This window comes from Noviherbaspirillum suwonense (assembly GCF_900182955.1).
Classification (GTDB): domain Bacteria; phylum Pseudomonadota; class Gammaproteobacteria; order Burkholderiales; family Burkholderiaceae_D; genus Noviherbaspirillum_A; species Noviherbaspirillum_A suwonense.
In genome coordinates, this window is record NZ_FXUL01000006.1 from 123530 (window position 1) to 143182 (window position 19653).

Genomic DNA, 19653 nt, shown 5'->3' on the forward strand with positions numbered 1-19653 from the left:
AGGAGACGACAATGACGATCTGGAAAAAGACCTTGCTCGCCGTGCTGGCGGCCGGGCTGGCTGGCAGCGCATTCGGACAGACCAAGCTCAAGTGGGCGCATGTCTACGAGACCTCCGAACCCTTCCACAAGTGGTCGGTATGGGCTGCCGAGGAATTTGGCAAGCGCACCAACGGCAAGTACCAGGTCGACGTGTTCCCCGCGTCGCAGCTGGGCAAGGAGAGCGACATCAACCAGGGGCTTTCGCTGGGCACCGTTGACATCATCATCTCCGGCTCCAGCTTCGCCAGCCGCGCCTATCCGCCCATCGGCGTGACCTACTATCCCTACACCTTCCGCAACGCCGACCACCTGGTCAAGTACACGAAGAGCGACGTCTACAAGAGCCTGACCGGCGGCTACGCGGAAAAGACCGGCAACCAGATCGTCGCGACCACCTACTACGGCACCCGGCATACGACTTCCAACCGGGCCATCGCGAAATGCGCGGACATGAAGGGCCTGAAGATCAGGGTGCCCGATGTGGCCGCCTACCTGGCGATGCCGCGCGCCTGCGGCGCCAACACGGCGCCGATCGCATTCGCCGAGGTTTACCTGGCGCTGCAGAACGGCACGGTCGAGGCGCAGGAAAATCCGCTGCCGACCATCGAGGCGAAGAAATTCTTCGAGGTGCAGAAGTACATCATCCTGACCGGCCATATCGTCGACCACCTCAACACCGTGGTGTCGGGCAAGCAGTGGAAAGCCTTCACCGACAGCGAGAAGAAACTGTTCACCGAGCTGGCGCAGGAAGCCGCGCAGAAGGCCGGCGCCGACATCGTCGCCAAGGAGGCCGAACTGGTGGACGTCTTCAAGAAGAAGGGCCTGAGCGTGACCGACCCGGACCGGAACGACTTCCGCGACACCGTGCTGAAGAACGTGAAGTTCGAGGACTTCGGCTACCGCAAGGCGGACTGGGACCAGATCCAGAAGATCAACTGAGTCAGCGGGATCGACCGAGCCGGCTCAGTCAGCCTGGGCCAGCCGGGCCGGCTGGCCCAGGCATGCGCGGGCCGGGCGCCCGCGCCGCATCCGACGAACCAAGGGACATACCATGGAACCTATCGCGCAGCCTGCCGCAGAACGCGCCGGCGCTGGTGGCGCCGCCGATGACGGCGCCACCCAGCAGCATCATGCCGTCAGCGTCGAACAGCTGGCGCACAGCTTCGAGGAAGCCGACGAGCATCCGGCGGACCTGTCCGATGTCGTCATCGAGGACTGGCTGACGCTGGTCCTGTTCTGGATCATGGCCGCGCTGGTGTTCACGCAATTCTTCACCCGCTATGCGCTCAACGATTCCTATGCGTGGACCGAGGAACTGGCGACCAACTGCCTGATCGCAGTGGTCTTCATCGGCGCCGCCGCCTGCATACGCAAGGACCGGCACATACAGGTCGACATCCTGTACCGCTTCCTGCCCGCCGGCGCGGCGCGCGTGTTGTCGACGCTGGTGGACCTGGTCCGGGTCGGGGTGCTGGGCGTCATCGTCTGGCTGGGCTGGCAGTACATCGGCCTGGTCGGCGACGAGCCGATGACCACGATCAACTGGCCCAAGAGCCTGGTCTACTGGCTGGCGCTGCTGGGATTCGCAATGATGCTGGTGCGCGCGGTGATGGTCGCGGTGCGCAACTGGCGGCAGGGTTACTCGGTGCTGGAGCGGCCCGAGGCCTACGACGGCACGGGAGCAGCATAATGGGCATACTGATAGGCGGTTTCCTGGTGCTGATGCTGCTGGGCCTGCCGGTGGCGCTGGCGATGATTTGCGCATCGCTGCTGTACATCCTCGCGACCGGCTCGGTGCCGAACGTGATCGTGGCGCAGCGCATGATCGCCGGCGTCGAAAGCTTCCCGCTGCTGGCTGTGCCCTTCTTCATCCTGGCCGGCAACCTGATGAACATCGCCGGCATCACCGGTCGCATCTATAACTTCGCGGTCGCGCTGGTGGGATGGATGCGCGGCGGCCTGGGCCAGGTCAACATCATCGGCTCGGTCATTTTTTCCGGCATGTCGGGCACCGCCATCGCCGACGCGGCAGGGCTGGGCACCATCGAGATCAAGGCGATGCGCGACCATGGCTACAGCGCGGAATTCTCGGTGGGCGTGACCGCCGCTTCGGCGACGCTGGGCCCGATCATTCCGCCGTCGCTGCCCTTCGTGATCTACGGCATGATGGCCAACGTGTCGATCGGCTCGCTGTTCCTCGGCGGCGTCGTGCCCGGCATCGTGATGACGCTGCTGATGATGGCCACCGTCGCCTTCATCGCCCGCCGCAACAACTGGGGCGGCGACGCGCTGTTCTCCTGGAAGAAGCTCGGCAGCGCCAGCACCGAGATCGCGGTCGTGCTGGCGTTCCCGCTGGTGACCTGGCTGCTGACCCGCGCCGGCGTGTCGGTCAACACCGCCGTCGGCTGCACGCTGGTGGTGCTGCTGCTGGCGGACTGGTACTTCGACTTCTCGGCGGTGATGGCGCTGATGGCGCCGGTGATCCTGATCGGCGGCATGACGCTGGGCTGGTTCACGCCGACCGAAGCGGCAATGGCGGCAGTGATCTGGGCGCTTTTCCTCGGGCTGGTGCGCTACCGTTCGATGACATTGAAGACGCTGGTGCGCGCCACGGTGGACACGATAGAGACCACCGCCAGCGTGCTGTTCATCGTGACCGCCGCGTCCATCTTCGCCTGGCTGCTGACGGTAAGCCAGGCGGCGCAGCTGATGACCGACGCGATCCTCGGCTTCACGCAGAACAAGTGGATGTTCCTGCTGCTGGCCAATGTGCTGATCCTGGTGGTCGGCTGCTTCATCGACACGATCGCGGCCATCACCATCCTGGTGCCGATCCTGCTGCCCATCGTGCTCAAGCTGGGCATCGACCCGATCCACTTCGGCCTGATCATGACGCTCAACCTGATGATAGGGCTGCTGCATCCGCCGCTGGGCATGGTGCTGTTCGTGCTGGCGCGGGTCGCGCGGCTGTCGGTCGAGCGCACCACGATGGCGATCCTGCCGTGGCTGGTCCCGCTGTTCGCCGCGCTGATCGCCATCACCTACATCCCGGAAATCACGCTGTGGCTGCCGCGTCTGGTCGCGGCCGGCAAGTAGATCGACCGGCACCGAACCGCTTACTCCCCAACACTGGAAAGGAAACCCGATGACACAACGCCTGGCCAACAAATTGGCGCTCGTGACCGCAGCCGGACAGGGCATAGGCCGCGCCACCGCCGAGGCTTACGCGCGCGAAGGCGCGCGCGTGATCGCCACCGACATCAATGAAGCGCTGCTGGCGACGCTGTCGCTGTCCGACGGCTGCGTCGTGCGGCGTCTCGACGTCACCGACGCCGCCGCCATCACCGCGCTGGCCGATGAATTCGGCGGCGTCGACATCCTGTTCAATTGCGCCGGCTATGTCGACGGCGGCACCATACTCGACTGCGACGACCGGGCCTGGGACTTTTCCTTCGACCTGAACGTGCGCGCGATGTACCGGATGATGCGCGCCTTCCTGCCCGGCATGCTGGCGCGCGGCGGCGGCTCCATCATCAACATGGCCTCGGTCGCCAGCAGCATCAAGGGCGCGCCCAACCGTTTCGTCTACGGCGCCAGCAAGGCCGCCGTGATCGGCATGACCAAGTCGGTCGCGGCCGACTTCGTGGCCCGGAACGTGCGCTGCAATGCGATCTGCCCGGGCACGATAGAATCGCCGTCGCTGCGCGACCGGATCGCCGCGCAGGCCAGCAGCAGCGGCAAGCAGGCGGCGGAGGTCGAAGCGATGTTCGTCGCCCGCCAGCCGCTCGGGCGGCTCGGGCGGCCCGAGGAAATCGCGGCGCTGGCGGTGTATCTGGCGTCCGACGAGTCCGCATTCACCACCGGCACCACGCAGATCATCGATGGCGGCTGGTCCAACTGACGTCAGACAAACAGCAACAGGAGCGTGAACATGAAATTGATGCGTTATGGCCCGAAGGGCAATGAGAAACCGGCGCTGGTCGACAGCCAGGGCAGGGTCCGCGACCTGTCGGGGTTGACCCCGGACATCCATGCGGCAATGCTTGCGCCGGAGGGCTTGCGCACGCTGGCGGAGGTGGACGTGGATTCGCTGCCGGTGGTGGCCAACCCGGGCCGCATCGCACCGCCGTATTCCGGCATGGGCAAGTTCATCTGCGTCGGCCTCAATTACGCCGACCATGCGGCCGAGTCCGGCATGCCGGTGCCGGCCGAGCCGGTGCTGTTTACTAAGGCGACCAGCGCGCTGGTCGGCTGCAACGACGCGGTGGTGCTGCCGCAGGACTCGGCCAAGGGCGACTGGGAAGTCGAACTCGGCGTGGTCATCGGCGCGACCGCGCGCTATGTGTCGGAAGCCGACGCACTGAAACACGTGGCCGGCTACTGCGTGGTCAACGATATCTCGGAACGCGAATACCAGCTCGAGCGCGGCGGCACCTGGGACAAGGGCAAGGGCTGCGACACCTTCGGCCCGGTCGGCCCGTGGCTGGTGACGGCCGATGAAATCGCCGACCCGCAGAACCTCGACATGTGGCTGGAGGTCAACGGCCAGCGCTTCCAGAACGGCAGCACCCGCACCATGGTCTTCGGCGTCGCGCAGCTGGTCAGCTACATCAGCCGCTTCATGACCCTGTACCCCGGCGACCTGATCAGCACCGGCACGCCGCCGGGCGTGGGCATGGGCCACAAGCCGTCGCCGGTTTACCTGAAACCGGGCGACGTCATGCGCCTGAGCATCGCCGGGCTCGGCGAGCAGACGCAGAAGGTCCATGCATGGGACCCTGCGCTGATCGACGGCTGAGGCAGTGAGAAGTCGCGCCGCCGGCATTCGCCTGGCGGCGCTTTACCTCATCGGCCATTCCTTGCGCGCCAGTCCGCCAGCGCCGCCAGCGCATCGGGCAGCGTGGGCAGCACCCTGATGCCTGCCTGCGCGGCCAGCCTGCCCACGCTGCTGCCGCCGGCCCACAGCTCGGTGGCCTCGGGCAGCATCGTTCGCAATTGCGCCAGTTGCGGCGCGATCTGGCGCGACGGGTAGGCGCCCGAAAAGGACAGCGCCACCACGTCCGCCTCCTGCGAGCGGGCAGCCATCGCAATGTCGAACAGCGGCGTCTGCGTGCCCAGCGACACGCAGGTCGCGCCTTCCAGCGCAAGCAGCGCCTCCGCCATCAGCAGGCCCAGGCCATGCTGTTCTTCCGTCAGCGTCGTCATCAGCACATGCGGGCTGCCCGAGCGCGCGGACAGCGTGGAAATGGCCTGGCGCAGCAGCGCCTGGACCTGCTCCGTGTAAAGGTGCTCCTCGAAGATCTCGAATTCGCCGTTCATCCACGCGGCGCCCACCGCCTCGTTGAGCGCGACCAGGCTGTGCACGATGAAATCCTGCAGCCCCTGCCGCAACATCGCCTGGCTCAGCGCCGAACGCAGCTGCGGCACATCGTGGGACTTCACCAGCGCCAGGAACTGCCGGACCATCGCGTCGTCCGCGGATCTGGGAAGCGCCGGCGCGGCAATGGGCGCGCAGAGCGCCTGCAGGTCTTCCTCGCTGGCAGCCATCAGCCGGCCGGGCCGGTGGCCCTGGTCCATCAGGCGCTTGATCAGCCGCAGCCTGTCGACCTGCTCAGCCGGGTACAGCCGCTCGCCGTTGGCGTCCCGCGTGGGCTGCGGAAAGCCATAACGCCGCTCCCAGACGCGCAGCGTGTCCTTCCCCAGCCCGGTCTCGCGTTCCGTCGCGCTGATGCCCAGCGCTGGGCGTGGTGGCGGTGAAAAACTCATTTTGTCCTAGACATTTCGTTGACAGGGGATAGGCGTTTGTCTATATTAGCCAGCGGCAATTTGTTTGTCCATGACAAGCAGGCGCCTCGTCGATGCATCGAACGTCATTCAGCCTATCCCGGGGATAGGCAGGCAGAACGGTTGCAACGAAGGACGCCATTTGGCGCCGGAAGCAAGCATGCAATACCAGGCGGCAGGCGTTTCGTCCTGGACAAAAAGGCATGCCACCCCGGCAGCCTGCAATGAGTAATGGAGCAAGAATGCACCGCCAGGCCCCCGATTCAAGCCCGTCCGCCGGGAAGCCTGAAGGCAGGCGCATCGCCGTGGTCGGCGCCGGCATCGCCGGGCTTGCCAGCGCGTGGCTGCTGTCCAGCCGCCACGACGTAACCTTGTATGAAGCCAGCGACTACCTCGGCGGACAGGCAAGGACCGTCGACGCCAGCCTCGACGGCATCAGCCATCCGATCGACACAGGCTTCCTGGCCTTCAACCAGCCCGACCATCCCAACTTCACCGCCTTGCTCGACCATCTCGGCGTCGAAAGCACGGGCACCGGCATGTCGATCTCGTTCAGTCTCGGCCAGCCCGGGCTGGAGTGGGCCGGCAGCAGCCCCGCGACCGTGTTCGGGCAGAAGCGCAAGCTGCTGCGCCCGCGGTTCTGGCGCGTGCTGGCCGACCTGTCGCGGTTCAACCGGCAGAGCGTGGCCTGGCTCGCGGCCCATCCGCATGACAATCTCAGCCTGCGCGATTTCCTGCAGGCGGGCGGCTATTCCGACGCCTTCGCCGCCTGGTGCCTGATGCCGATGGGCGCGGCGGTCTGGCCATGTGCATCCGGCCAGGTGCTCGACTATCCGCTGGCGAGCTTCGTGCGTTTCTGCCGCAACCATGGCCTGATGCAGGCCTTTGGCCGGCCGGCGTGGCGCGCCGTCGCCGGCGGCGGCCGCGAATGCGTGCGCAAGCTTGCGGCCGGCGTCGGCCGGATCAGGCTGGCGTGCCCGGTGCGGCATGTGCACCGGGCTGCTTTCGGCGCGCTGGTGGAAACCGCGGATGACTGCCGGCGGTACGACGACGTGGTGCTTGCCTGCCACAGCGAACAGGCGCTGGCCCTGCTGGGCAGGGGCGCAACCGGCGACGAGCGCCGGCTGCTGCAGGCCATCCGCTACGAAGCCAGCCGCGCCGTGCTGCACACCGACACGTCGCTGCTGCCGCGCAATCCCGCGCTATGGTCGACGTGGAATTACCGGGCGGCCAGCGACGGGCCGGGCGACGCGCCATACGGGATGTCCTGCCTGATCAACCACCTGCAGCCGCTGCCATGCGAAACGCCGGCCATCGTCAGCATGGCCCCGGCCCGCGCGCCGGCGCCGGGGTCCGTTATCGCGGAATTCGACTATGCACACCCGCTGTTCGACGGCGCCGCCGTGGCCGCGCAGCGCGAGCTGGCCGGGCGGGTAGGGCATGACGGCATATGGCTGTGCGGCGCCTGGAACGGCCACGGTTTTCATGAAGACAGCCTGAAGTCCGCGCTGCGGCTTGCCAACGCAATGGGCTGCCATGCGCCGTGGCAGCCGGCCGCCGCCGCCGAAGTGATCGGACGCGGTGCGCCGCTTCCGCATGCGGCATGAACCGCGGAACTGCATGGCTGCCGCCGGCTTGAGCCCGGCCGCGCCATCAGCGCCGCGGCTGGCCGGGCTGATCGGGTTCCTCGGGCAGGCCCAGCACCGCTCCCGATGTCGGCTCGCACCATACCAGGTGGTCATGCACCGCCTTCACGCCCGGCATGTTGCGGGCGGCGACGCATAGCGCTTCCCGTTCGCGTTCGTCGAGGATGGTGCCATACAGGTGAACCTCGCCGTCGCGCACCGCGATGTCGAGCAGCGAGCGCGGCGCCCACTCGGTCGACGCCAGTTCCTGCACCAGGCGCTCGCGGATCTCGTCGTCCGACTTGCTTGCGGCCGGCAGCCCGGACGCCGCAAGCGCCAGCGCGCGCAGCAGGTTGGCGCGGCTGATGATGCCGACGAGCCGTCCATCCTGCAGCACCGGCAGCCGCTTGACGTGATGGCGCTCCATCTGCAGCACCACTTCCTGGATCGGCGTATCGGGCGCGACCGCATGCAGTTCATCGCTCATCACGTCGGCGACGAGCCGCCCGTGGGTGTGCGTGTATTCGTCGGCCAGCTTGCCGGGCCCCAGCAGGAAGCTCAGCCACCGCGGACGCGTGCGCCCGGTGCCGAGTTCGGCGCGGCGCAGCAGGTCGCCCTCGCTGAGCATGCCGACTGGCGCACCGTCTTCGTCGACCACCGGCAGGCCGCTGACGCCATGGTCGAGCATGGCGGCAATCGCATCCTGCAGCTTGCTGTCGCGGCGCACGGTGAACACGCGCCTGGTCATGATTTCCTGTGCCTTCACCATCTTCTCCCGGGATTTCTGCGGCGTCCGTGATGACGCCTGTCCGTCCATCGTAGGTCGTCGTCTATGCCGCCGGTGGAAGCTGGATCAAAAAATGCCGCAATCGGCGATGGCGCACTCGCGGCGCGGACGCCGGTGTCCCGGCGCGAACGGCCTCGCCGGGAACTTCTTTGCCAATTCGGGCATTCAGTACGGTCCGATTCCGGATGCAGCCAGCGAGCCTGGCCGTCGGCGGGCGTCGCCACCTACCTCCTGGAGGAGTCCATGCATGACCCTGTCAAAGTCCGGCCCTGCGGCTGCCTGCTGCAAGCGGCGCGCAAGAACATCATCGCGCTCAACTTCGTCGCCCTGCTGGCTGCATGCGGCGGCAACAACAGCGGCGACGACGCCGCTCCCACGCCGGCCCCGGCTCCAGCACCCGCGCCGGCCCCAGCACCCGCGCCGGCTCCAGCACCCACGCCGGCTCCAGCTCCAGCGCCCACGCCGGCCCCATCGCCGGCCCCATCACCATCACCATCACCAGCCCCGTCGCCAGTAGCGGCCAACACGGTGACCGCTACATCCAGCGAAATGGCGGGGCTGGCGCTCTATGTCGGGCAGGCCAGGCAGGTCGCGCTGCATTTCGGCACTTCCGATGGCGGGACCGCCAGCGACCTGGCGCTCGCGTTCCCGGAAGGCGGCCTGCCGGCGGGCTGGACCGTGGCCGGCAATGGCATCCGGTGCGAACGGGTGGATGCCGGCGGCGCCTGCGAGCTTGCGCTGAATTACGCGCCGGCCGCCGTCGCCGCGCCGTCCGTGCTGACGGTGCCATTCACCTTCCGCAACAACCGGGGCGAGGGCGGCGCAGGCAGCATGTCTGTCGGCTACAGGGCGCTGGCGGCCAATGCCGCGGTCGCCACGGCCGACCCCGCGGGCCCGGTGCGGGGCGTGGTCGGCAAGAGCAGCGCGGTGACCCTGGTCTTCACCACCAACGACGGTTCGGTTGCGACCGAACTGCACCTGGACGACAAGCTGGCCGACTTGCCGGCGGGATGGAGCAGCGACAGCAGCGGCCTGGATTGCGCCGCGTTCGGCGCCGGCAATGACTGCCGGCTCGGCCTGCGCTACCTGCCATCGGCATTCACGCCGGCGTCGACGCTGGCGCTCCGCTACCGCTACCGCGACAGCAGCGGCAGGCAGCAGTCGGCCAGGGTCACGATCGATTATTCGGCGCTCGCGCCCAACACCCTCGTCGCGGTATCCAGTCCTGCGGGCATGATCCGCGCGCGGCCCGGCGCAAGCCAGCAGGTGACGCTCGCTTTCTTGCCCAGCGACAGCGGCGGCGCCGGCAACGTCCGCCTGATCACCGACCTGAAAATGCTGCCGCCGGGATGGACCGTCAAGTCGTCCGTGCTGCCCTGCGCGCAAGCCGGCAGCCAGGGCGACTGCAGCATGACCCTGGTCTACGCCCCCGGCGAAAACCAGCCGGCGGGCAGGCTGGAACTGGACTATGCCTACACCGACGCCGTCGGGCGCAAGCTTGCGGGCAAGGCCGACATCGCCTACGCGTCGCATGACTTCCGGGCTTACGTCACGGACTTTGGCGATTTCCGGAACGGCGCGCTGGTCGGCGGCGTTCGCCAGTGCGAACTCGACAGTGCGGGCAAGCTGGCCGGATGCGTGAAGGCCGAATCCACCTGGCCCGGGGTCGGCGCCAGCAGCATCGCGCTGCGCGAGGGGCATGCCTACATCGGGGCTTACGCCAACCAGCGGCAGGGCAGGCCGGCAAGGGCGGTGACCGTCTGCGATATTGCGGACGACAACGCGCTCACGGGCTGCGCCGACAGCGGTCCGGTATTCGACCAATTGATCGGCCTTGGCATCAACCGCCTGGGCGCCTTCATTCTTGCGACGCCGGTGGATTATCCGCAGCTCACCCATTGCTCACTGGCGGAGGGCGGCCGCCTGGACCCGGCCTCCTGCAATACCTTTTCCATTGCGGTCTTCGCCCCGGTCGCCCCCACCGCGATAACGACTTCCGAGACGGGTTTTTATGTCGTCGGAAGCAATTTTGCCGGAGTCCAGAACCTGTATTCCTGCAGGTTCGACAAGGAGGAGCCGGACTGCAAGGTCTTCCCGTTGGGCTACCCGAAATATATCGTTCAGCGCATGAGCAGCGGCCAGGCAGGCGACAGGCGTTACCTTTACCTGGCCGCGGCGCCACTGGCGGACCCCGGGAAGGCGGCCGGAACGGTCGTCAAGTGCATGCTCGACGCCGAGGGCGCGGTCGCCGGTTGCGACCAAGGCGGCATCCCGCCGGGATTGTCGCCAGGCGACTTCATCCGCATCGGCGACATCAGCGTGGACGGCGCCGCGATCGATTTGGTCGCCGGCCCCGGCGACGATAGCCGCAAGATCTACCGGTGCGCCATCGACCAGCAGACCGGGGACCTGGCCGGCTGCGCCAGCGCCGGCGAAGTCCCCGGCCTGGTCAACAGTGCGATTGCGCGGCGTTAAGCAGGCTTTAACGCGCACCTTTAATCGATGGTCTTTCCCTGCCCGGACGGCGCTCGCCGCATCCGGGCAGCATATTCCGTTGGGCTGCGGCGCAGTGGCTGCCCGGCGCGGGTATGTTCCGCAAATCGCGGTATAATCCCCAGTTCTAAAAATTTCCCATTATCCGGTGCAGTTCGCCCGCTCGGGAACCCACCCATACCATGTCCGACATCCAGTCTGCAGCCGCGCCAACGCCCGCGGCACCCATCCGCTTTGAAGATTTCGGCCTGTCGCCAGACATTTTGCGCGCGCTGTCCGACCAGGGATATGTCCACCCGACGCCGATCCAGGCCGAGGCCATTCCCATCGTGCTGCAGGGGCGCGACGTGATGGGCGCAGCCCAGACCGGCACCGGCAAGACCGCCGGCTTCGCGCTGCCCATCATCCAGCTGCTGCTGGCCACCGCCAGCAGCAGCGCGTCCCCCGCGCGCCACCCGGTGCGCGCGCTGATCTTGACGCCGACCCGCGAACTGGCCGACCAGGTTGCGGAAAACGTCAAGGCCTACTGCCGCCACACGCCGCTGCGCTCGACCGTGGTGTTCGGCGGCATCGACATGGCGCCGCAGACGGCTGCGCTGCGCGCCGGCGTCGAGATCGTGATCGCCACGCCGGGCCGGCTGCTCGACCATGTGCAGCAAAAGACCATCAGCCTGTCGCAGACCCAGATCCTGGTGATGGACGAAGCCGACCGCATGCTGGACATGGGCTTCCTGCCCGACCTGCAGCGCATCATCAACCTGCTGCCCAAGGCGCGGCAGAACCTGATGTTCTCGGCAACCTTCTCGCCGGAAATCAAGAAACTGGCATCCAGCTTCCTCAACGACCCGGTCACCATCGAGGTTGCGCGCAGCAATGCCACCGCCGACCGCGTGACCCAGGTGGTCTACAAGGTCGCCGAGGACGACAAGCGCGACGCGGTGCTGCACCTGATCCGCGGCCGCGACCTGAAGCAGATCCTGGTGTTTTCCAACACCAAGATCGGCGCGTCGCGGCTGTCGCGCCACCTGGAGCAGGAAGGCGTCAAGGCGTCCGCGATCCACGGCGACAAGACCCAGAACGAGCGCATGGCGGCGCTGGAAGCATTCAAGAACGGCGGCGTCGACGTGCTGGTGGCGACCGACGTCGCCGCGCGCGGCCTCGACATTTCCGACCTGCCGTGCGTGATCAACTATGACCTGCCGTACAACGCCGAGGACTATGTCCACCGGATCGGCCGCACCGGCCGCGCCGGCGCATCGGGCGACGCGATCTCGCTGTATTCCGACAAGGATGCGCGGCTGCTGCAGGACATCGAGAAGCTGATCCGCACCAAGCTGACGCCGGTGGCGCTGGAAGGCTTCACGCCGCGGCCGGCCAGCGGCGAACGCAGCCATGCCGAGCGCGGCGAGCGTCGTCCGCGCCGCGAGGAAGGCGCGCGCGAGCCGGCGTCCCGCGACGTGCGCACCGCCGCGCCGCGCAGCACCGGCTATGCGCCGCGCCGCGAAAAGGTCGATCCCTGGTTCCTGAAACCCTATGAACCCAGCGTGTCCTCGCCTCAGCCGGCCAACGAGCCGCGCGACAGCACGGCCAAGCCGCAAAAGCGGGCAGCCCTTCTGGGCGGCATCCCGAAGCGCTGACCCGGCGCCGCAGGCGTGGACGGATATCCATTCGCGCCGGCGGCCAACTAGCCGGACAGGCAGCCTCCCAGGTTCATCCCTCGCCGTGGTCCGGCGCCGGCAAGGCATGCCGGCTTTTCCACTCCAGCACCGCGCTTTGCCAGAACTCGGCCACCGTCTGCGGCCGCGGCATGGACAGGCCAAGAAAGCCAGCTGCCTGCATCAGCCCGTCCAGCGGACGAGCGGTGTCGAGCGCCGCCGCGCCGGTCTGCTTGGACAGCTTCTCCCCGCGTTCATTGACCAGCACCGGCACATGCATGTAGCGCGGCGTCGGCAGGCCGAGCAGGCGCTGCAGGTAGATCTGGCGCGCCGTCGAGTCGAGCAGGTCGGCGCCGCGAACGATGTCGGTGATGCCGCAGTCGCCATCGTCGACCACCACCGCTAGCTGGTAGGCCCAGTAGCCGTCGGCGCGCTTGAGCACGAAGTCGCCGACCTCGGTCGCCAGGCGCTGCCGCACCGGCCCGGCCCAGCGGTCGTCGAAGGAAATGACCTGGTCCGGCACGCGCAGCCGCCAGGCGCGCGCGGCCCGGCCTGGCGCCAGGCCGGCGCGGCAGGTGCCCGGGTAGACCGCGGCGCCGTCCGAGGCCACGCCGATGCGCGAGTCGGCGATCTCGCGCCGGCTGCAGCCGCAAGGGTAGACCGCTCGGCCGAGCTGCTCGAATGCGGCCTGGTAAAGCGCCTTGCGCCGGCTCTGCCATACCGGCTGCTCATCCCACTGCATCCCATGCGCCTGCAGCGTCTGCATGATGGATTGCACCGCGTCCGGCAGGGCGCGCGTCTCGTCGATGTCCTCGATCCGCAGCAGCCAGGCACCGTCGTGGGCGCGGGCGTCCAGGCAGCTGGCGACGGCGGCGACCAGCGAGCCGGCGTGCAGCGGGCCGGTGGGGGAGGGCGCGAATCGCCCGCGATAGGCGCTCTTCATGCCGGCGTCTCCAGCAGCCGGCGCTTCATGTCGTCTTCGGACAGCCGCGCGAGAAACCATTTCATCGCTTTGCCGCGGGCGCTGCTGCGCCAGGCCAGGTGGGCCGCGCCGGCGGGCTTGGCCTCGACCGTCGCCTTTTCCACCAGCCGTCCGGCGGCGATATGCGGCGCGGCCAGCATGCGCGGCAGGTGGCCGCAGCCCAGGCCGGCCAGCTGCGCGGTCAGCTTGGCCTCCAGCGACGGCACCGTCAGCGTTTCCTGCCCGCTCAGGAGGCCGGACGTCATGCCCGGCAGCATGCGCCCGGTGTCGCCCGCGGCCACGGCCCGGTAGCGCTGGATCAGCTCGGCCGGCAGCGGGCCGGCCACGCCGGCCAGCGGATGCGAGGGCGCTACCGCGAACACCCACTCGATGCCGCCCAGCACGCGGGTGCGGAAGTCGCTGCTCATGCGCATCGCGTCCGGTCCGTCGTAGGCCGCGCCGATGGCCATGTCGGCGCGGTCGGTCAGCAGCGACTCCCAGACGCCGGACAATACCTCGGCGCTGATCCGCAGCCGCGTGCCCGGCTGCTCGCGGTCGAATTCCGCGATCAGCGGCACGATGCGCTCGAACGGGATCACGCTGTCGACCACGATGCGCAGTTCCGCCTCCCAGCCGGCGGCGGTGCGCCTGACCCGCTGTTCCAGCGCCTCCGCCGCCTGCAGCAGGTGGCGGCCATGGTTGAGCAATTCCTCGCCGGCCGAGGTCAGCCGGGCGCGGTGGCCGCGCCGGTCGAACAGCAGCACGTCGAGGTCTTCCTCCAGCTTGCGCACCGTATAGGTCAGCGCCGACGGCACCCGGTCGAGCGCGGCGGCGGCGGCGGCAAAGCTGCCGCGGCGGTCGATTTCGTCGAGGATGCGTAGAGATTCGAGCGTCAGGTTCATCGAAAACGTAGGTTCAGAAAATTTGAACGATTAGTGCAGGATTATGCCCTTATCCGCGCTGCGCGTAACGTTTATAGTGCGTCATGTCCAACGCAATCTCATTCAAAGGAGTCGATGTCATGAACCAGCTACGCAAAGCGGATGAACGCGGCCACGCCAATCACGGTTGGCTCGATTCATACCACAGCTTTTCCTTTGCCGACTACCACGATCCGCGTCACATGGGCTTCGGCGCCCTGCGGGTGATCAACGAGGACCGCGTCGCGCCGGGCAGCGGCTTCGGCACCCACGGCCACCGCGACATGGAGATCATCACCTATGTGCTGGAAGGCGAACTGGGCCACAAGGACAGCATAGGCAACGGCAGCGTGATCCGCCCGGGCGACGTGCAGCGGATGAGCGCCGGCAGCGGCATCCGGCATTCCGAGTACAACCATGCGCAGAAGGAGCAGACGCATTTCCTGCAGATCTGGATCGAGCCCAACGTGCGCGGCATTGCGCCCGGCTACGAGGAAAAGCGTTTCGAGGCCGCCGACAAGCGTGGCCGCCTGCGCCTGGTCGCCAGCCCGGACGGCGCCGACGGCTCGGTGCTGATCCACCAGGATGCGCGGCTGTACGTCGGCCTGTTCAACGGCGCCGAGACGGCCTCGCTGGACCTGGCGCCGGGCCGCCGCGCCTATGTGCACGTGGCGCGCGGCAGCGTGTCGGTGAACGGCGTCGCGCTGCAAGCCGGCGATGCATTGAAGGTGTCGGAAGAGGCGGCGGTGGCGCTGGCTGACGGCAAGGAAGCCGAAGTGCTGGTGTTCGACCTCGCCTGAGAGCTGGCTCTGGCTAGCGTGCAGTAAGCGACTGAAGGGCCTTGCACCCTTCATAACGCGACGAAGCCCGGCAAGCCGGGCTTCGTTTTCAACCCGGTCTACGGTTTACGCATTTGCCGGCGCTTCCACCGGTTTTTCCGCGCAATGGGGGCAGGACACGCCATACTGGTATGACGGCGACAGCTGCTCGCGCGGCGTGACTACTGCGCGGCAGGCATAGCATTGCACCGTGGGCGTGGCTTCCAGCTTCGGGTTCAGCGCGGTGCGGCGGTCGAACACGAAGCAGTCGCCGGTGTAATGCGCGCCGCCGACTTCCTCGAAATACTTCAGGATGCCGCCTTCCAACTGGTAGACATGGTCGTAGCCGATGTTCTGCATGTGGATCGCCGCCTTCTCGCAGCGGATGCCGCCGGTGCAGAACGTCACCACGGTCTTGTCGGCCAATGCATCCTTCTGCGCTGCGACCACCTCCGGGAATTCGCTGAACTTCTCGATCCGGTAGTCCAGCGTATTGTCGAAGGTGCCGACATCGACCTCGAACGCGTTGCGGGTATCCATCATCACCACCGGGCGGCCGTCGTCGTCATGGCCCTGGTCCAGCCAGCGCTTGAGCACCGGGGCGGTCACGGCCGGCGCGCGTCCCAGCTCGGGCTTGATCAGCGGATTCTTCATCGTGATGATCTCGCGCTTGAGCTTGACCAGCATGCGCTTGAACGGCTGCTCGTCGGAGTAGCTTTCCTTGACCTCGATGTCGGCGAAGCGCGGGTCGGCGCGCAGCCACTGCAGGAAGGTGTCGATGCCGGCGCGGCTGCCGGCCAGGAACAGGTTGATGCCTTCGGGGCTCAGCAGGATGGTGCCCATCAGCCCGAGTTCGGCGCACAGCGCCTGGAACGCGGGACGTTTTTCCGCCGTGTCATCGAACGTGATGAATTTATAGGCGGCAATATTGACGAATTCGGGAAGGGGTGGCATGCCAGGAAATCTAAGTCATTGATTCGTCAGCATTATAAACCCCAGTGTGGCGCGCGCGCCAAAAACCGGGCCGGAACCGGCCCGGCCTGCAGGTAAAATACCCGGATGACTTCTCCGCAATTCGTCCACCTCCGCCTCCATTCCGAGTTCTCCATCGCCGACGGCCTGGTCCGCATCGACGACGTGGTCAAGGCCGCTGCGAAAGACTCCCAGCCGGCGCTCGCGATCACCGACCTGGCCAACCTGTTCGGCATGGTCAAGTTCTACAAGGCCGCGCGCGGCAAGGGCGTCAAGCCCATCGCCGGCTGCGATGTCTGGATCACCAATCCCGACGACCGCGAAAAGCCATGCCGGCTGCTGTTGCTGGTGAAGAATAAACAAGGCTACCTGCAGCTGTGCGAACTGCTGTCGCAGGCCTGGCTGACCAACCTGTACCGCGGCCGCGCCGAGATTCGCGCCGAATGGCTGCAGGCGCTGGAACCGGGCGGGCTGATCGCGCTGTCCGGCGCGCACTTCGGCGACATCGGCTGCGCGCTGGAACGCGGCAACCCGCAGCTGGCCGAACGCTGCGCAGAGCGCTGGGCGGCGGTCTTCCCCGGGCATTTCTATATCGAGATCCAGCGCGCCGGCCAGCCCAACATGGAGCAGCAGGTGCGGCAGTCGGTGGCGCTGGCGGCGAAGCTGCAGCTGCCGGTGGTGGCGACGCACCCGGTGCAGTTCCTGTCGGCCGACGAGTTCGTCGCCCACGAGGCGCGCACCTGCATCGCCGAGGGCGAGATCATGGCCAATGCGCGCCGGCCCAAGCGCTTCAACGACCAGCAGGCATTCAAGACCCAGGCCGAGATGGCCGCGCTGTTCGCCGACCTGCCGGGCGCGCTGGAAAACAGCGTCGAGATCGCGCGCCGCTGCAACCTGGTGCTGGAACTGGGCAAGCCCAAGCTGCCCAACTTCCCGACGCCGGACGGCATGACCATCGACGAATTCCTGGTGGCCGAGTCGAAGGCGGGCCTGGAGCTGCGCCTGAACCACCTGTTTCCCGACCCCGCGGTGCGGGAAGAAAAGCGGGCGCGGTATGAGGAGCGCCTGAAATTCGAGACCGACACCATCATCAAGATGGGTTTCCCCGGCTACTTCCTGATCGTGGCCGACTTCATCCGCTGGGCCAAGAACAACGGCGTGCCGGTGGGGCCGGGCCGCGGCTCGGGCGCCGGCTCGCTGGTGGCCTATGCGCTGTCCATTACCGACCTCGACCCGCTGGCCTACAACCTGCTGTTCGAGCGCTTCCTGAACCCGGAGCGGGTGTCGATGCCCGATTTCGACATCGACTTCTGCCAGGAAGGCCGCGACCGCGTGATCCAGTACGTGAAGGATCGCTACGGCCGCGACGCGGTGTCGCAGATCGCCACCTTCGGCACCATGGCCGCCAAGGGCGCGGTGCGCGACGTCGGCCGCGTGCTCGACATGGGCTACAACTTCTGCGACGGCATCTCCAAGCTCATCCCGTTCAAGCCGGGCAAGCTCGTCACCATCGCCGACGCGATCGAGGAAGAGCCGCTGCTCAAGGAGCGGATGGAGAACGAGGAGGAAGTCAGGCAGCTGCTGGAACTGGCGCAGCAGGTCGAAGGCATCGCCCGCAACATCGGCATGCATGCGGGCGGCGTGCTGATCGCGCCCGGCAAGCTGACCGACTTCTGCCCGCTGTACACGCAGGGCGGCGACGCCGGCGTGGTGTCGCAGTATGACAAGGACGACGTCGAAGCCGTCGGCCTGGTGAAGTTCGACTTCCTGGGCCTGACCACGCTGACCATCCTCGACCGCGCGGTGCGCTACATCCGCCAGCTCGACCCGGCGATGGCCGAGTTCAGCCTGGACACGCTGCCGCTGAACGACAGGGCGTCGTACGAGCTGCTGACCAAGGCGCGGACGGTCGCGGTGTTCCAGCTGGAAAGCCGCGGCATGCAGGGCATGCTGAAGGACGCGCGGCCCGACCGCTTCGAGGACATCATCGCGCTGGTGGCGCTGTACCGGCCGGGTCCGATGGACCTGATCCCGGACTTCTGCAAGCGCAAGCACGGCGAACGCTTCGACTATCCCGACCCGCGCACCGAGGGCATCCTGTCCGAGACCTACGGCATCATGGTCTACCAGGAGCAGGTGATGCAGATGGCGCAGGTCATCGGCGGCTATTCGCTGGGCGGCGCCGACCTGCTGCGCCGCGCGATGGGCAAGAAGAAGGCCGAGGAAATGGCCGAGCACCGGAATATCTTCCGCGAAGGCGCCGCCAAGAACGGCCTGACCACGGAGAAGGCCGACGAGATCTTCGACCTGATGGAGAAGTTCGCCGGCTACGGCTTCAACAAGTCGCATGCGGCGGCCTATGCGCTGCTGTCGTATTACACCGCGTACCTGAAGGCGCATCACCCGGCCGCGTTCATGGCGGCCAACCTGTCGCTGGCGATGGACGACACCGACAAGATCAAGATCCTGGTCGAGGACGCGACCGACATCTGCGGCCTGACGCTGCTGCCGCCGGACATCAACCTGTCGGACTACCGCTTCATGCCGGTCGGCGAGCCGCCGAGCGTGACCAAGAAGAAGGTCAAGGGCATCCGCTACGGCCTGGGCGCGGTCAAGGGCTCGGGGCAGGGCGCAATCGAGGCCATCGTCGCGGCCCGCCGCGATGGCCCGTTCACCGACTTGTTCGACTTCTGCAAGCGGGTCGACAAGAAGCAGATCAACCGCCGCACCATCGAGTCGCTGATCCGCGCCGGCGCCTTCGACAGCATGGAGGTGGATCGCGGCATCCTGCTGGCTTCGGTCAGCTTCGCGATGGAATGCGCGGAGCAGGCCGAAGCATCCGCCAACCAGGTCAGCCTGTTCGGCGGCGACCACAGCGACATGGTGGCCCCGCCCGAATATGTGAAGGCGCAGCCGTGGAGCGAGAAGCAGAAGCTGACCGAGGAAAAGACCGCGCTCGGCTTCTACCTGTCCGGCCACCTGTTCAATGCCTATGCCGAGGAAGCGCGCAAGTTTGCCCGCACCCGCTTGTCGGACCTGACGCCGTCGCGCGAGCCGCGGCTGATGGCCGGCGTGATCGCCGGCATGCGCACCCAGATGACCCAGCGCGGCAAGATGGTCATCGTGCTGCTCGACGACGGCAGCGCGGCGGTCGAAGTGACGGTCTACAACGAAGTGTTCGACGCCAACCGCGCGCTGTTCAAGGAAGACGAATTCCTGGCGGTGCAGGGCAAGGTATCGGAGGACCGCTTCTCCGGCGGGCTGCGCATCACCGCGGAAAAGGCGATGGACATCGCCACCGCGCGCGTCCAGTTCGGCAAGAAATTCGCGTTCTCGCTGACCGACAGCACGGACGCCGCGCAGATCCGCAACATCCTGTCGCAGTTCCGCTCGCCGCAGGGTTTGCCGCTGGCGATGCGCTACACGCGTGACGGCATCGACTGCGAGGTGCAGTGGCCGGATGAATGGCGGGTCGCGCCCGCCGACGCGCTGAAGCAGTCGCTGTTCGACAGGCTGGGGGCGCGCAGCGCGGCGGTGGAGTACTGATGCGGTCGCGCTGGTATCCGGTCGCATGCCGTTGCGCCGGACGGGGCTGCG

15 protein-coding genes are annotated in these 19653 nt (G+C 67.2%); 10 read left to right on the forward strand and 5 right to left on the reverse strand.

All coding sequences use genetic code 11. The features are described from left to right. Nucleotides 1-11: 11 nt before the first annotated feature. From QOL82_RS10535 to QOL82_RS10555, 5 genes are all read left to right on the forward strand, one after another. Nucleotides 12-980 (forward strand): sialic acid TRAP transporter substrate-binding protein SiaP, encoded by a 969-nt coding sequence (locus tag QOL82_RS10535; protein WP_283442215.1) that lies wholly within the window; start codon nucleotides 12-14, stop codon nucleotides 978-980. 112 nt (nucleotides 981-1092) lie between these two features. Beyond that, nucleotides 1093-1731 (forward strand): TRAP transporter small permease, encoded by a 639-nt coding sequence (locus tag QOL82_RS10540; protein WP_283442216.1) that lies wholly within the window; start codon nucleotides 1093-1095, stop codon nucleotides 1729-1731. Next, nucleotides 1731-3137 carry a TRAP transporter large permease gene (locus tag QOL82_RS10545; RefSeq protein WP_283442217.1) on the forward strand — a complete coding sequence of 469 codons (1407 nt, stop codon included), beginning with the start codon at nucleotides 1731-1733 and terminating at the stop codon, nucleotides 3135-3137. Before QOL82_RS10540 ends, QOL82_RS10545 begins: the two co-directional genes overlap by 1 nt. Before the next feature lie 49 nt (nucleotides 3138-3186). Continuing rightward, nucleotides 3187-3942 (forward strand): SDR family oxidoreductase, encoded by a 756-nt coding sequence (locus QOL82_RS10550; RefSeq protein ID WP_283442218.1) that lies wholly within the window; start codon nucleotides 3187-3189, stop codon nucleotides 3940-3942. Nucleotides 3943-3972: 30 nt separating this feature from the next. Continuing rightward, entirely contained in the window at nucleotides 3973-4839 is an 867-nt protein-coding gene (locus QOL82_RS10555) for a fumarylacetoacetate hydrolase family protein (RefSeq protein ID WP_283442219.1), read from the forward strand. A gap of 47 nt (nucleotides 4840-4886) precedes the next feature. On the opposite strand, the gene QOL82_RS10560 is transcribed toward QOL82_RS10555, so the two are convergent. Then, nucleotides 4887-5807 (reverse strand): MerR family transcriptional regulator, encoded by a 921-nt coding sequence (locus QOL82_RS10560; protein WP_283442220.1) that lies wholly within the window; start codon nucleotides 5805-5807, stop codon nucleotides 4887-4889. A gap of 260 nt (nucleotides 5808-6067) precedes the next feature. Here QOL82_RS10560 and QOL82_RS10565 point away from each other — a divergent pair, with 260 nt between their 5' ends. Next, nucleotides 6068-7432 carry an NAD(P)/FAD-dependent oxidoreductase gene (locus tag QOL82_RS10565; RefSeq protein ID WP_283442221.1) on the forward strand — a complete coding sequence of 455 codons (1365 nt, stop codon included), beginning with the start codon at nucleotides 6068-6070 and terminating at the stop codon, nucleotides 7430-7432. Nucleotides 7433-7478: 46 nt separating this feature from the next. Here QOL82_RS10565 and QOL82_RS10570 read toward each other — a convergent pair whose 3' ends face one another. Further along, nucleotides 7479-8198 (reverse strand): CBS domain-containing protein, encoded by a 720-nt coding sequence (locus QOL82_RS10570; protein WP_283442222.1) that lies wholly within the window; start codon nucleotides 8196-8198, stop codon nucleotides 7479-7481. A 282-nt stretch (nucleotides 8199-8480) separates the two neighbouring features. Here QOL82_RS10570 and QOL82_RS10575 point away from each other — a divergent pair, with 282 nt between their 5' ends. Together QOL82_RS10575 and QOL82_RS10580 are read left to right on the forward strand one after the other, a co-directional pair. After that, the gene (locus tag QOL82_RS10575) at nucleotides 8481-10712 is read left to right on the forward strand and encodes a hypothetical protein (protein ID WP_283442223.1); all 2232 of its coding nucleotides are present in this window, start codon (nucleotides 8481-8483) and stop codon (nucleotides 10710-10712) included. Nucleotides 10713-10912: 200 nt separating this feature from the next. Continuing rightward, complete coding sequence (locus QOL82_RS10580; protein WP_283442224.1) at nucleotides 10913-12367, forward strand: DEAD/DEAH box helicase; 1455 nt, start codon at nucleotides 10913-10915, stop codon at nucleotides 12365-12367. A gap of 73 nt (nucleotides 12368-12440) precedes the next feature. Here the strand turns inward: QOL82_RS10580 and gluQRS are convergent, their stop codons facing one another. Both gluQRS and QOL82_RS10590 read right to left on the reverse strand, forming a co-directional pair. Continuing rightward, nucleotides 12441-13328 (reverse strand): tRNA glutamyl-Q(34) synthetase GluQRS, encoded by an 888-nt coding sequence (gene gluQRS, locus QOL82_RS10585; protein ID WP_283442225.1) that lies wholly within the window; start codon nucleotides 13326-13328, stop codon nucleotides 12441-12443. Beyond that, nucleotides 13325-14248, reverse strand: coding sequence for a LysR family transcriptional regulator (locus QOL82_RS10590; protein ID WP_283442226.1), 924 nt, complete (start codon nucleotides 14246-14248; stop codon nucleotides 13325-13327). The genes gluQRS and QOL82_RS10590 overlap by 4 nt, the downstream gene beginning before the upstream one ends. Nucleotides 14249-14367: 119 nt before the next feature. Here QOL82_RS10590 and QOL82_RS10595 point away from each other — a divergent pair, with 119 nt between their 5' ends. Continuing rightward, nucleotides 14368-15066, forward strand: coding sequence for a pirin family protein (locus QOL82_RS10595; protein ID WP_283442227.1), 699 nt, complete (start codon nucleotides 14368-14370; stop codon nucleotides 15064-15066). Between the two features lie 105 nt (nucleotides 15067-15171). On the opposite strand, the gene QOL82_RS10600 is transcribed toward QOL82_RS10595, so the two are convergent. Then, complete coding sequence (locus QOL82_RS10600; protein ID WP_283442228.1) at nucleotides 15172-16038, reverse strand: sulfurtransferase; 867 nt, start codon at nucleotides 16036-16038, stop codon at nucleotides 15172-15174. A gap of 105 nt (nucleotides 16039-16143) precedes the next feature. On the opposite strand from QOL82_RS10600, the gene dnaE reads away from it, so the two are divergent. After that, entirely contained in the window at nucleotides 16144-19602 is a 3459-nt protein-coding gene (dnaE, locus tag QOL82_RS10605) for a DNA polymerase III subunit alpha (protein ID WP_283442229.1), read from the forward strand. Nucleotides 19603-19653 lie beyond the last annotated feature (51 nt).